This is a genomic window from Winogradskyella psychrotolerans (assembly GCF_018860545.1).
Taxonomy (GTDB): domain Bacteria; phylum Bacteroidota; class Bacteroidia; order Flavobacteriales; family Flavobacteriaceae; genus Winogradskyella; species Winogradskyella psychrotolerans_A.
Window position 1 is genome coordinate 144,271 of record NZ_JAHKPN010000052.1, and the last position, 14,192, is coordinate 158,462.

A 14,192-nucleotide genomic window follows, 5' to 3' on the forward strand; every position below is an offset into this window, starting at 1 on the left:
GTTACTTTAAAGAAATTTTAAGGGCATAGCCATTTTTATCTATTTGCTGACCATTTAAGTCAACCTCTAAACCTTCATCTGTTTGTTTCCATTCCACAGCCGAATTTTCACCTAAGAGTTCTACAGCCTTAATTTCGAAATCGTTTTCGTTTTTAAAACTTTTAATTAAGATCTTGTTTTCAGGATATTGAAAAGCTATAGCATAGATGTTGTTTTCTTTTTGGGTAAACCAAAAATCTTGTGATGTAAACTCAGCAACAAAACCGTGCTTTTCTCTATCTCCTGTACCATCCATGTTTAATTTAGTTGGTCCTTCATGTGTTACGTCCCACTTACGAGTATTGTAAATGGCTTCTCCGTTTACGTTTAACCACTCACCAACAGTTAATAAATTATCTATAGATTGTTGAGGCACTTCGCCTGAAGCTTTTGGTCCAATATTCAACATATAATTACCACCTTTGCTCACAATTTCTGTTAACCAAAAAAGTAATTCTTTAGGAGATTTCCAATCGTTATCATAAGACTTATAACCCCAAGAATTGTTAGTCGTCCCAACAGTTTGCCAAGGCTTCGTAATAGCTAAGTGGTCATTAGGAATTTTATTATCACCAGGAATATCAAAATCACCTAAATCATTCCCTACTCTAGAATTCACTAACATATTTGGTTGTAAATCGTAAGCTATCTTGTAAAATTTATGGCTTTGCTCTGGTGTTACATAATGCGGATAATCGTACCATAAGGTTGTCATATTTGGGAATTTTGTTAAGATTTCCTCTACCTGTGGATACGCTTTATTATTTAAATACTCCGTAAACGTATTTGGACTTGGATCCCACGTATTGACACCAGCTTTACGTTTAACTCTAGCATGCTCTTCGCCTCCAGACGCTAAATATTCTGAAAGCCCACAGTCATTAGCATCCATCCAATCGATATTATGAGAATAATACAAACCAAAATCGATATCATATTTTTGACACGCATCATATAATTCTTGCACAATATCTTTCGGATATGGGCTTGCGTCTGTGATATCATACTCGCTTACTTTAGAATCGTACATGGCAAAACCATCATGATGCTTAGAGGTAATCACCAAATATTTCATACCAGCATCTTTAGCTAATTTCGCCACAGCATCCGCATCAAAATCGGTGGGATTAAATTGTGGTGCCAATTCAGCATATTCATCTCTAGGAATTTGGGCACCAAACTGTATCCATTCGGCGACTCTAGGACCTCTTAATTCTTCCATTTTTTTACCATTCCAAATGCCTCCAGGAATGGAATACAAACCCCAATGAATAAACATGCCGTATTTAGCATCATTAAAAGCTTCCTTAGATTCCTCTTTTGATGCCGTCATTTGCTCATAAGTCAGCGGAAGTGTTTCCTCGGCAACTTTGGTTTCTTTTTGTTTACATGATATAAACCCAAAAGCTATTGCAAGTATTCCTATTCTGATGCTTTGTGTCATGATACTATTAGTTATTTAGTTTTTTTTAAATTCGTTAGAGTAGAGTCTGATATAACTTAATTTTTTTTCTTTGCTTTCTTGTTTTTCTTATCTGATTTAGCGGCTTTATTTCTTACCACAGACAAACTCGATGCTTTTGGTTCTGTAGGTAAAGATGCTTTCCAATCATGAACCATCTTTAATAATTCATTAGCTTTTTCAGGATTTTTTTCTGCAAGATTGTTCTCTTCTTTCCAATCGTCTTTAATATTGAACAATTCATATTTATCGCCTGATACATCAACAACCAATTTATAATCTCCATCCTGAACTCCCAAAGTTGGCCATGTATAATCTTTACTTGTGCCACCTCTCCATTCCCAAAAAATAGGCTTGGTTCTTTCTAAGCCTTTGCCTTTGAAAGCTGACATCATGCTTTCTCCATCTGGTTGAAAATCGTTTGGTATTTCTATGCCTGCTGCTTCAAAAAACGTTGGTAATAAATCTACGGCTGTTACTGCCGATGTTTTATCTTCTACACCTGCTGGTATAACTTTTGGCCATTTGGCGACAAATGGTACTCTAATTCCACCAGAAAACAAAGATCTTTTTTGTCCTTTAAGTCCACCTGTTTCACCAACAGAATAATATTTCCCAAGTCCTTCTACTCCGTTTTCTACATCGCCTTTATGCAGTTTTTCTTTTTCAGAACCTTCCCATTCTGGACCATTATCTGTAGAAAAAACCACTAATGTATTTTCATCGAGATCGAGCTCTTCTAATAATTTCATAATTCTACCAACAGCCTCATCTCCTTCAGCAATAATAGAAGCATATACTTGTTTCTGTTCATCTAGATTACCAAACTGATCCATAAATCGTTCTTGAGGATAATGGGCTGTATGTGCTTCATGTAACCATAGATTGATAAAAAACGGTTCGTTTTTATGTTTTTTAATAAAATCTTCAGCATAATCTACACCAATAGATCCTCCTTTTGGAATATTTATAGTTTTAGAGCCATTAAAAGTCGCATACTCATCGTATCCATAGTCCGATTCAATTGGCGCATCCTTCGCACTCCAACCCAAATGCCATTTACCAAAATGCCCCGTTACATAACCTGCTTTTTGAAAATATTTAGGAAAAGACATGCCGTTAGGATCCATCCAGTCTGGCATACCTCTTTTTTTATGTGCTTTCCAACCTTGAAAATGTTGATGAATGCTTTGTCTCGCCGGAAATTGACCAGTCATTACTGCAACTCTACTAGGAGAACACACAGGACTATTTACCGTAAAGTCAGCAAAGTCCATTCCTTCACTTATCATTTTGTCAATATGTGGTGTTTCTATCCAAGTACTTCCATGCGCACTTATATCACCATAACCCCAATCATCGGCAAATATAAAAATGATATTGGGTTGCTTTGTAGCATCCTGTTTTGCTTCTTGTGCCTTCGAAGGACCGCAACTCACAGCTAATAGGAAGCACAGAAGTATATTTAGCTTTGTTATTTTTGTTGTCATATTTTTATTAGTTTTTTAGTATATATATTAGCTTCTTTAGTATGAATTTTTATTATGTAAATACCTTTACTTAATTCTGAAATATCTACAGCTCTTGTATTTGTTATCTTTTTTTGGACTAATTTGCCTTGTAAATTAAAAATCTCTACATAATCTGAATCTAGAGATATAGTAAATTTATTTTTTGTTGGATTAGGAAAAATTGCTACAGAATCGAGTGACTCATCAAAGTTATTAATTCCTAAAGTTGACGGGAAGTTAACCAGTGAAATCTGTACCGTTATGCCATCTACAGCCCACTTATCATTTGACGCTGACGATCCATTTTTTATTGTAAAACTTTCTATGTTGTTGTTGACTGCTGCGAGGTTTAAATTAACAATTTTTCTCGCTTCACTATTAAATCTACCTAAACCAAAATCAATTGACCCATCTGCAGAAAAGGTAAACCGATCTCCAACACTATGAGCGTTCACAATAGTTATAGATTTAAAAGTATTTATCTCTAAATTTTCTGAAGATATACCACTTGAACTAACAATATTTTCAATTGTTGCATTACTAATTGTTGCAGACCATTGCTCTTCCCCATCGAAAATTCTATCATTTGTTGCTTCATTAGAACCATCACTACTGATACCCCAACTTTTTGCTGTTGAATTACCAGAGTTATCACTAGTACCAGAAACAATTACCGCGTTTGGATAGGTTGTAAAATCACCATTTGGTTCAACTGTAATAGTGACTTCAAATGTTGTATCGTATCCTGGAACCGACCCTGAACCTGACATTGTTACTGCTCCTGAACTATACGTTGTATTTTCCAGAGCTTGAATTTCTACATCCATTACAATGGGCTCAGGTATAAACTCTTCGAAAACAACTAATTCAATAGATCTCGACGTGTCGCCTGAAGCATCATTAGCTGATAATTCAAAATTATATGTAGTATCTACTGCTTCTATCGGTGTACCACTTAAAATCCATATACCAGGTTCAGATTCTTCAATAGTTAACCACGAAGGAAAGCCACCTGAAACCTCAAGCGATATAATGTCATCACCTTCTGGATCCCATACATCAATACCTTCTGTTATACTATGTGAATATGGGATGTTAGTATAAGCAGGTGGTAAAATAGTATATTGTCTAGACCAATTTGGTGCACCAGGCGACTGAAATTCTTTTAGATAAGCATCCGCAAGGTCATATTGATGTAATGCTGATGGTTGAATAATTAATTCAGGTGCGTTAGATAAGTTATTCCGAATTAAGGCCGTTCCCCAAGTTATTGAACCTCCGTTGATAGTAGCTGTATTTGTCCATTCTACAAATTGTTCATCTGTTAAGCAAGGTGTTGTACCAGCATTCCAAGACGTCGTACTCCATTTAGGAAAAAAGCGACCGACCACATTATCATTCCATGCTATATTATCTGTTGTATCAAAAGGAAGTCCGTTGGTGCTTTCCAATACTTCACACATGTAAAAATTTCTATCATACAAACTTTGGGTTTCTACCATATTACCAGCTCCTCCAAAGGGATGACCAAAGGTAAAATCATCAAAAAGCGTTGGTGTCGTATATGGATTTTGAGCAGTCCCAACACTATTATTAAATGATATAGCCGCATTCGGATTTCCTGAGTGACAGGCATCAGCAAAAGCTTGATAAAGACGTTGACTTACTACCTCTCCAGATGCTGGATCATCACCGCACTCATCTTCCATAATATTATCTGCAGCATCAAATGACCATGCATCTATTAAATCTCCATAACGCATAGCATATTCTTTAAGAATAAATTCAGCATAACAGAACATATATGGTCGTCTATCATTTATGCCATCTGTATGATATGGTTGACTATTAATAAAGGCCTGAGCCGCTTCATTAGTATTACACCAATCCATCCATCGATTAGAAAAATCAGGATAATCATTAGGAATGTTAGTTACATCTCGTGCTAATAAATTGTATGAATTCACATATACTACAGTTTTTAATCCTGCAGCTTTTATCTGCTTAAGCCACCTTAAAAATGGATCATCTGCTGCCTCTCTAGGGACAACTAAATTAAACGGAGTATCGTCGGGATTTCTATCATTTTGCCATAAACTTTCCAATAGTTGATGCGGAGCGCTATGAGATGGAGATTGAATATTTGATTCTGTTAAATGAATTTGTACATAATCAAGTGTTCTTAAACTGCTCAACCCATCAAGATACGGTTTAATAGAGACTCCTTCTATTGAACCATTAGCAAAGTTTTCAGGTTTCCAATTTACGCCCCAACTCCCTAAAATCCAATCAGCTCTATGGCCTTGATTAGGATCTGGAATTTGAGCATTAATACCATTAATTGTAAGACATAAAAAAACAAGACACACTAAGCTAATGATATTATTAGCCTTTCTATCTTTTATTTGATGATTATATAACATTAATATTTCTTCAGTATCGATTTTTATTAATTCTGCTTAATGAATTTGTTGGTTAATACATCACCATCTCTATTGATGCCTCTTAAAAAATAAATTCCTGGTATTAAATTAGATATAGCTATGCTTTCTTTTGTGTCTTGAAACGATTTTACAATTCTACCTGACATATCTATAATTTCGGCCGAATAAAGCGGTACATTAAATGTAATTCTATCATTCGCTGGATTAGGAAACAATCTGAAAGATTCGGTGCTATTTATGTCTGGATTTTCAATCGACAACGTACTTTCATCAAAAAGTACAGTAACAGTTATACCTTCAACAGACCATTTATCGTTAGTAGCGGCTGATCCATTTTTAATTGTAAAACTTTCTATTTGCGAGTCCGCAGCTGCTATTACTAAATCTACAACCTTAACAGCCTCATTATTAAACCGTCCAAGTTCAAAATCAGCCGATCCATCTGCCGAAAACGTAAATCGATCTCCAACGCTCTGAGCATTTACAATGGTAATAGACTTAAAGGTTTCTATGGTGATATCATCGGAGGTTAAGCCACTTGTACCTGTAATATTACCTATAGTTGCATTATTTATTGTTGCTGAAAATTGTTGATCGCCAGCAAATATTCTATCATTAGATGCATCATTAGTACCATCATTACTTATTCCCCAACTTTTTGAGCTAGAATTGCCAACGTTGTCACTTGTACCCGAAACTATTACAGCATCAGGATACGTTGAAAAATCACCATTTGGTGTTACTGTAATATCAATTTCAAACGTTGTATCATATCCAGGAATTGAACCCATTCCCGTCATTGTTACAGCTCCAGATGCATACGTGGTATTTTCCGTGGCTTGTATTTGAACATCAATTATAGTTGGTTCTGGCACATATTCCTCAAAAACAGACAATTTAACCGTTCTATTTGTTCCTCCAGAAGCATCGCTTACTCTCAATTCAAATTCATAATCTGTATCTGTTGTTTCAGTAGGTACTCCCGTTAATGTCCATACTCCTGGCGATGTTTCTGTAATAGTTAACCAAGATGGGAAAGCGTTTTGAGCAATAAGTGATGTAATTGAATCACCTTCTGGATCCCAAAAATCAAATCCCTCTGTTAAGGTATGTAAATACGGTATTCCTGTATAAGCTAGTGGTAAAATAGTATATTGTCTTGACCAGTTTGGTGCACCTGGATATTGGAATTCCTTTAATTGAATATCTGTGAGTGCTAACTGATTAAGTGCATAAGGTTGCAATGTAAGAATTGGTGAATTTTCTAAATTTGTTCTCTCTAAAGGAGTTCCCCAAGTTATAGCACCTCCACCCATAAGACCTCTAGTCGTCCATTCTACAAATTGCTCATCCGTTAAACAAGGTGTATTACCTGCGTTCCAAGATGTTGCACTTTGTTTTGGAAAGAAATGAGAAATGACATTGTCGTTCCAAGATCTTGTATCGTCCGTAAAAGCATTTCCGTTGTAATCCTCCATCCATTCAATGATACCAAAATTATAAGTATATAATATATCTGGCACCACCATGTTACCAGCACCACCAAAAGGGTGTCCAAAGGTATAATCATCGAAATAGGTTGCCGTTGTAAAAGGGTTGCCTTGGTTATCACCCACACTATTATTAAATGAAATAGCTGCGTTTGGATTTCCTGCACGACAAGCTTCTGCAAAGGCTTGATAAATTTTCTGATCATTTAAAGCTTCTGAGGCTGGATCATCACCACACTCATCTTCCATAATATTATCGGCCGAATCAAAACACCAAGCATCAATTAAATCACCATATCGCATGGCATACTCTTTTAGAATAAACTCGGCATAACAAAACATATATTTTCGTCTGCCATCACCATCGTGATAAGATTCACTATTAATAAAAGTTTGAGCTTCTGGATTTGTATCGCACCAGTCCATCCAGCGATCAGATACATCTGGATAATCTTCTTGAACTTCATCAGGAAATCTTGCTAGTAAATTATAAGAATTTACATAGATTTCAGTTCGTAATCCTGCCGCTCGCAGTGCTTTAAGCCAACTTAAAAGAGGATCATCCACAGCTTCGCGTGGCACTGCTAAATTAATTGGATTACCATCTGTACCAGTATCACCTTCCCATAAACTTTCGATTATAGGGTGTGGACCTACATGTATAGGAGAAAAAATATTTGGACTCGTTAACGGAATTTGAACATAATCAACAGTTCTAAGATCGTTTATCTGAGTTATAAAATCATCTATTCTAACACCTTCTATATTACCATTAAAATTTCGCTCAGGTAGCCATAGCAAGCCCAAAGCACCTCTCATCCAATCGGCTCTTAAACCTTGCTCTGGATCTGGCACTTGTGCTTTCAGACTATTGATAGTAATAACTAAAACCATCACAATAGAAAACGCAAATTTTAAATTTATTTTCATAATAAAAAGAAGGTGTATACTATAGATAAAAAAAACTAAAGATTTACTTTACAATCAATTTACTAGTTGCAACGTTACCAGCTTCAGATTCTAATTTAACAATGTATATTCCTGTACTCATTCCTGAAACTTCTAAAGCATCGGAAGAACCAAATGTCTTAACTGTTTTACCAGTCATATCAATTATTTTCAAAGTTTTGAATGCTTTGTTTACTGAAAATGTATTTTCTACTACTGTAGGGAAAATAGAGAACGTGTTATCTAATTCATTATCATCTACAGATAAAGCCTCTGTAGTAAATGTATATGCTATGTTAGTTCCTATAATTTGCCACGTATTTTGAAAATTTGCTGGTGCAGTTAATGTAATAGCACTAACATTATCAGTGTCTCCAACGGTAAACGGATCACCTGCTGCATTCATAAATTCAACACCAAATTCAAAAGTAGTGGTAGTGGTAGCTAATGTCCCTAATTCAAAAGTACCAGCATTTGTACCATCTACAGTGACACTTGGATTATCAGCATCACCTTGAGCGCCTCTAATAGTAATTGCATCGAAATGTAAATTTGAAATAGCGTCAACAGTATAACCTGTTCCATTATCATTAAAATCTACAACACTTATACCGTCTATTGTTGCAGACTCATCCTCGTCACCTTCAAAGAGCGTTATTGTGTTATCAACATCAGCACTATCACCAACGCCCCATCTCCTATTAGCTCCTGTTGTACCAACATGTGTTGCAGTTCCACCTGGAGTCACTGTCATTTGGATTTTAAAAGTTGTGCCTTCGTGTGTAAGTTCTTCCGTCACCATAACAGCTGGACCATCTGGATAAGTAGTAATTGAAGCATCAGATCTAATATTTGAAGTATAATCTGTTGCAACTTGTGCTGTAGCAAATGAAGATCCTAAAGCAATAGCTACAATCGCTAAAGCATTTTTAATTCCTGTAATTGTGTAATTTGTTTTCATAATAGAGAGTTTATTTATTTAGTTTATTAAAAATTGTTATTTGTATTTTAACATAAAGTCAACTGTTTTGTTTGTGATTTGTTCTAAAGTGGGGTCAATGTCTCCTCCTGCTTTTCGCCAATTATGTCCTGCATTTTTCACAATAAACATATCGACCTTTGCTCCTATACTATCCGCATGCTTTTTCATGTGATAGGCATGAGCAACAGGTATAGTGGTATCATTATCTGCAGCCATCATGAATAACGGAGGACTGTTTTTTGATAAATAAAAAATCGGACTCATTTCTTTATACATTGCTTCTATTTTAGAAGGATTAGATTCTTTTTTTGTAATTCTAGAACTGAATCGGTCTGGATTTTTTGTTGTATCATCCGTTTTAAAAAGCGCTTTTATCGTAAAATCTGATGGCCCATACCAAGAAATCCCAGCGATAACTTTATATGGATTTCCAAAGAGCGCTTTATCTCCTTTAAATTTTGCTGGATCGGCAAGCGTTATCATTTGCGCAATATGGCCACCAGCAGAATCTCCCATGACGTAAACCTGATCTGCATCTAATTGTAAGTCCTCACTGTTTTTAGAGAGATAACGCAATGCATCCATAGCATCAATAACACAATCGCGCATAAGCACTGATTTATGTCTTGTAAGACGATAGTTGATTGAAACAACTGCAAAACCTTGTTCTACAAATTCTAAAAACGACTCTTCCATGGGCTGTTTAACAATATTTTCCTTACTGCCGTTAAACCAACCTCCTCCATGCGTATATAGCATAATGGGATATTTTTTATCTGCTGTTTTTTCACTTGGATAATAAATATCTAAGTATAAACCTTCTTCTTTTGTCGTTTTATACTTTAAGTTTAGATTGATATCACCTTTTGTTTTTAGATGAGGAATTTCAAAGTTTGAAAACTCTTCTAGCGTCAATTCTTTATTATTATCGGTATCGTGCTTTCTTATAAGCTTCCAAATCTGATTGATTTCTTTGACCTCCAACACGCCATTATTATTGCTATCTAATTTAGAAAATTCACTCTCGGCATTAACTTTAGAATATTGATTTTCTACTTGTGCCGAAAGCGCACTAAACAATAGACAGCTAAAGACCAGCATTATAAATACTTGGTTACTTTTTGTATGAAAAAATTGAATACTCATTTTTGTTGAAATAAAAATTGTAAAACCGAAATCAGTTATCCACTCTTAGTTGCACTTCTTTTTAGTGGCTTTTTCAAAAATCATGATCTCCTTTTTAGGCTTACCAGCTAAATCAGCAAAACTTTTAAAATAAGTTTGATTAATAACTTTTGATTCCGTTTTAGCTTCTTCTTTTGTAATTTCTGATTTTCTAGCTTTTTTCTTAACATCTCCCCTTTTCTCCAATCTTTCTGTTAAAAGATCATTTAATTTAGCGATGTTCTCTTCGGATAATTCAAAAGTTGCAGCGGCAGCTTCTAAATAGCACGTATTATCATTCCCTTTAGCTTTTTTCTTTTGTGCCGTTGCTGAAAATGTTATTAATACAACGGCAACTAGTGTGATGATTTTCTTCATTTTATTATGTTTAATTATTATTCTTTTTTACATCGACGTAAAACGCATTAGTTAATTCACCATTTTCCATTTCAAACCAAGCTAATAGCTCTGTTTTTCCTTGTTCTACATCCAATTCGATATCAGCAGATGGTGATGTATTATCAACATCTATGGCAACTTCTTTATCTCCTATTTTTACGAAAGCTTTTTTGAACTTCATCGCTTTTCCTCGAATTCTTCCATCTGTTGTATCTGTTGATGGAATTTCATCTAAAATTTCTGCCCCTAAAGACATGCCACTTTCTGAAGGCCAACGTCTTAATTTGAAGGTGTAGTTCCCAGGTTTCACAAAATTGACAAAGAAGGACGCTGGTTTCATTGGGTTACCTGCTCTTATCATTCGTTGATTCCATGGTGGGTAATAATCTACGGTTCTCGCATCATGACAAGTAATTACTTCTTCTTCATCCACACCCAAATCGATTGTAGAATATTCAACTTCTTTAATCACACTTTCCCACCATGACTCATAAAAAGCATTCATATCTGCTACTCTTTCAGGATGTTGGTCTGCTATATTATTTTTTTGCCCAGGATCGTTGGTTAAGTTGTATAATTCATCACCATTAATTAATCTCCAATCTCCATCCATTACACAACTATTCTTTCCTTTTTCTGGCCATGCGATTCGTTGCGTATCTGTTACCAAATATCTATCGTCGATAGGTGCTTCTTCTGTTAAATAGGCACTAATATCTATTCCATCCATCACCTTATCTGAAGTATAAGGTATGTTAGCTAACGTCGTTAAGGTTGGAAGCATATCTACATGAGCCGTTAAATCGGATAGTGATTTTCCTGTATTTAACTTCCCGTTAGGCCATCTTATAATAAATGGAACACGGTGACCACCTTCGTATTCACTGGCTTTTGTTCCTCTCATATCGGCATTAAATCCGTGTATTTCGCCTGTTTTTTCATCGACTTTATAGCCATTTGACGTGCCATTATCTGTGGTAAAAATGACAATAGTATTATCTGCTATTTCTAATTCGTCTAACCTTTTCAATAGTCTAGTAAAATTGTCGTCAATATTAGTGATCATACCGTAAAAACGCTTTTGAGTTTCAATTAAACTCTCTTCGTCTTTATACATGTCGTAATAGGCTTGAGGCACGTTGAATGGAGAGTGTGGTGCGTTTAAACTCAAATAGCATAAAAACGGATTGTCTTTTTTCGCTTCAACAAACTTTATAGCTTCGTCGAACCAAACATCTGTACAATACCCTTCTGTTTTTTCTGGCTCTCCATTCCTTAAGTAAGTGCCATCAAAATAATCGTTGTTCCAATAATCTGGTGTTTGACCGATACCGCCTCCACCATGATAGAATGCCTCTTCAAAACCTCTGTCATTTGGTGTAAATGGATGATTATCTCCTAAATGCCATTTTCCAAACATTCCTGTTTTATAACCATTATTTTTAAAAACATCAGCTATTGTTACTTCTTCTCTATTTAACATTGACGCTCCCATAATAGTATGCCACACACCATTTCGGTTACAGTTTCTTCCTGTAAGCAAACCTGCTCTAGTTGGAGCACAAGTCGTCCCAACATGATAATTAGTAAGACTCACAGACTCGGTTGCAAACTGATCTATAGTTGGTGTTTTAATAATTGTATTGCCATTATGAGCTACATCTCCATACCCTTGGTCATCTGTTATTACAATAATAACATTTGGTTGCTTTGCAGTTGTCTCTACTTCCTCTTTAGTTTTAGATTTGCAAGAAATCAAAACAGAAAACAATGCAATCAGTCCGATATATTTATTCATTTTTGTCATTCGTGTTAGTCTTAGCTTATGATATAGGGTTATATTTTTTTATTGAATTGGTTTGATGATAATTGATTTTAAACTCGAGGTTTCTGCATCTCCTCTTACCAATGATACAGTTACTTTATGTTTTCCTGTAGTTTTAAATTCTATGATTCCCATTGGATAAGCAACATATTTTTCAGTGGCTGCTTGTTCATTTTGAACCACGATACCTTCATCCGTTGTTGTCTTCCATACTAAACGACCTTCGCCTTTATAGTTTAAATCTAAATAGTAATAACCAGGCTCTAATACATTTACCTCCAATTCAACCGTGCCGTTTTTTTTCCAATTAGAGACTTGAGTGGTTTTTACCCATTCCCCAAATTTTTCCATCCAACGAATTGATTTCTTCTCTGCATCTGAAACTTTAGCAAAATCCGTTAAAATCGTTGCTTTAATATTTGGATAAACACCATGGGTATGATTTGCTTTTGGTGCAGATTTTAATTTTACTTCAATCACAGCCACTGGTGCATCTGGTTTTTTATATGGAACTTCAAAAATGGTCCAATCGTTTTTCGTAGTATATTTTAAATTTACAGTCTTCTTCCCGCCAAGGATATGCGCAGAAGCTATGTCACTTTGTAAACCTGGCAAATACAACTTACCATCTTGTGGCCAATCAAAAACTGAAAGAAACAATGAATTTCCTTGTGTTGTGACATCTCCCCATGGCAATGCGTGTCCCCAAGGAGAACTACCTGCATCATAAACCACTTGTGGATATTTCTTTATCCATTTACCAGCTTCTTCTAAAAACTTAGCCCCAATTTCTGGAACAACACCATCTCCATTAGGTCCTACATTAAACATGTATGTACCACCTCTACCTACAGTTGAGATTAATCGATGTAATATTTCCTTCGGGCTTTTAAAATTGTTATCGTACCATGCAAATGACCACGAATCATTATTAGTATCAACACTTTCCCATAAAATATCTAAATTCTCAGGCGGCACTTCCATGTCACCATGCGTTACATAATCACCTAATCCATGACCAACTCGACTGCTCATCATGGCATTGGGTTGTAATTCTCTAACCATATTGGCTAATTCTAATACATACTCTTTTGGCATTCCTCCAGGTGTATCAAACCATACAAAATCAATATCTCCATAGTTCGTACAAATCTCCCTTACTTGGGGTTTACATTTGTTATAAAAATAATCTGTAAAGGATGCCTCAGTGCCATCAGCATTGGTTGTTGGGCCGTTAGCACCTCCAGGCGCTGTCCAGTCTTGATAATGTGAATAATAAAATCCAAACCCTAATCCTAATTCTTTACAAGCCGCAGACAATTCTTTCATTGGGTCGCGCCCAAAAGGTGTAGCGTCTACAATATCGAAATCACTTGCTTTAGTATCAAACATCGCGAAACCTTCATGATGCTTACTGGTAATGACAATGTATTTCATACCTGCATCTTTAGCTAGCTGTGCAATGGCTTTAGCATCAAATTGTGCTGGATTAAATTCTTTTGCCACTTTCATATAATCTTCAGGTGGAACATTAGCTACCTTAGGATTCATAAGCCACTCTCCAATACCGTAATATGTTTTACCATCCCACTTTCCTGCTAAATCAGAATATAAACCCCAATGAATAAACATGCCAAAGTTGCTTTCGTCAAACAACTTACCTTTCCCTTCTCTAATATTCGCATCTAAAGTCTCAGCATCTCCCCACATATCCTCCATGCTTTCTTGATTTTTTTCTGGAGCTTGCGCAAATCCCCAAAAAGTGCATAGCAGAAATGCTACAACGGGCAAAATATGATTTCTTTTCTTATACATCTAAGTGGTCTTTAAAACAAATTAGGTATCAGCTTATGAAATGGTTTGAACATGATCACAATTCCATTTGTCAACATCTAATAATCTGAAAACGAAAATTTAGTTAGTTTTAA

At 35.6% G+C, this 14,192-nt stretch carries 9 protein-coding genes; all 9 read right to left on the reverse strand.

The features are described 5' to 3' along the window. Position 1: 1 nt before the first annotated feature. The 9 genes from KO515_RS16660 to KO515_RS16700 are packed head-to-tail and all read right to left on the reverse strand — an operon-like array spanning position 2 to position 14,079. Positions 2 to 1,483 (reverse strand): alpha-L-fucosidase, encoded by a 1,482-nt coding sequence (locus tag KO515_RS16660; RefSeq protein ID WP_215937464.1) that lies wholly within the window; start codon positions 1,481 to 1,483, stop codon positions 2 to 4. A 56-nt stretch (positions 1,484 to 1,539) separates the two neighbouring features. Further along, on the reverse strand, positions 1,540 to 2,991 hold the full coding sequence (locus tag KO515_RS16665) for a sulfatase family protein (RefSeq protein WP_215937465.1): 1,452 nt from the start codon (positions 2,989 to 2,991) through the stop codon (positions 1,540 to 1,542). Then, positions 2,988 to 5,435, reverse strand: a complete 2,448-nt coding sequence (locus tag KO515_RS16670; RefSeq protein WP_215937466.1) for a T9SS type A sorting domain-containing protein — start codon at positions 5,433 to 5,435, stop codon at positions 2,988 to 2,990. The genes KO515_RS16665 and KO515_RS16670 overlap by 4 nt, the downstream gene beginning before the upstream one ends. 26 nt (positions 5,436 to 5,461) lie before the next feature. Then, complete coding sequence (locus tag KO515_RS16675) at positions 5,462 to 7,876, reverse strand: T9SS type A sorting domain-containing protein (RefSeq protein ID WP_215937467.1); 2,415 nt, start codon at positions 7,874 to 7,876, stop codon at positions 5,462 to 5,464. A 43-nt stretch (positions 7,877 to 7,919) separates the two neighbouring features. Further along, positions 7,920 to 8,855 (reverse strand): T9SS type A sorting domain-containing protein, encoded by a 936-nt coding sequence (locus tag KO515_RS16680; RefSeq protein WP_215937468.1) that lies wholly within the window; start codon positions 8,853 to 8,855, stop codon positions 7,920 to 7,922. A 36-nt stretch (positions 8,856 to 8,891) separates the two neighbouring features. Further along, the gene (locus tag KO515_RS16685) at positions 8,892 to 10,022 is read right to left on the reverse strand and encodes an alpha/beta hydrolase fold domain-containing protein (protein WP_215937469.1); all 1,131 of its coding nucleotides are present in this window, start codon (positions 10,020 to 10,022) and stop codon (positions 8,892 to 8,894) included. 45 nt (positions 10,023 to 10,067) lie between these two features. Beyond that, complete coding sequence (locus KO515_RS16690) at positions 10,068 to 10,418, reverse strand: hypothetical protein (protein WP_215937470.1); 351 nt, start codon at positions 10,416 to 10,418, stop codon at positions 10,068 to 10,070. 10 nt (positions 10,419 to 10,428) lie between these two features. Continuing rightward, positions 10,429 to 12,246, reverse strand: a complete 1,818-nt coding sequence (locus KO515_RS16695; protein WP_215937471.1) for an arylsulfatase — start codon at positions 12,244 to 12,246, stop codon at positions 10,429 to 10,431. 39 nt (positions 12,247 to 12,285) lie between these two features. Then, on the reverse strand, positions 12,286 to 14,079 hold the full coding sequence (locus KO515_RS16700) for an alpha-L-fucosidase (protein WP_215937472.1): 1,794 nt from the start codon (positions 14,077 to 14,079) through the stop codon (positions 12,286 to 12,288). Positions 14,080 to 14,192: the final 113 nt, after the last annotated feature.

Coding starts and splice junctions, on each gene's coding strand:
- KO515_RS16660 (WP_215937464.1), bottom strand. CDS start 1,483: ATGACACAAAGCATCAGAATAGGAATACTTGCAATAGCTTTTGGGTTT.
- KO515_RS16675 (WP_215937467.1), bottom strand. CDS start 7,876: ATGAAAATAAATTTAAAATTTGCGTTTTCTATTGTGATGGTTTTAGTT.
- KO515_RS16700 (WP_215937472.1), bottom strand. CDS start 14,079: ATGTATAAGAAAAGAAATCATATTTTGCCCGTTGTAGCATTTCTGCTA.
- KO515_RS16695 (WP_215937471.1), bottom strand. CDS start 12,246: ATGACAAAAATGAATAAATATATCGGACTGATTGCATTGTTTTCTGTT.
- KO515_RS16665 (WP_215937465.1), bottom strand. CDS start 2,991: ATGACAACAAAAATAACAAAGCTAAATATACTTCTGTGCTTCCTATTA.
- KO515_RS16685 (WP_215937469.1), bottom strand. CDS start 10,022: ATGAGTATTCAATTTTTTCATACAAAAAGTAACCAAGTATTTATAATG.
- KO515_RS16680 (WP_215937468.1), bottom strand. CDS start 8,855: ATGAAAACAAATTACACAATTACAGGAATTAAAAATGCTTTAGCGATT.
- KO515_RS16670 (WP_215937466.1), bottom strand. CDS start 5,435: ATGTTATATAATCATCAAATAAAAGATAGAAAGGCTAATAATATCATT.
- KO515_RS16690 (WP_215937470.1), bottom strand. CDS start 10,418: ATGAAGAAAATCATCACACTAGTTGCCGTTGTATTAATAACATTTTCA.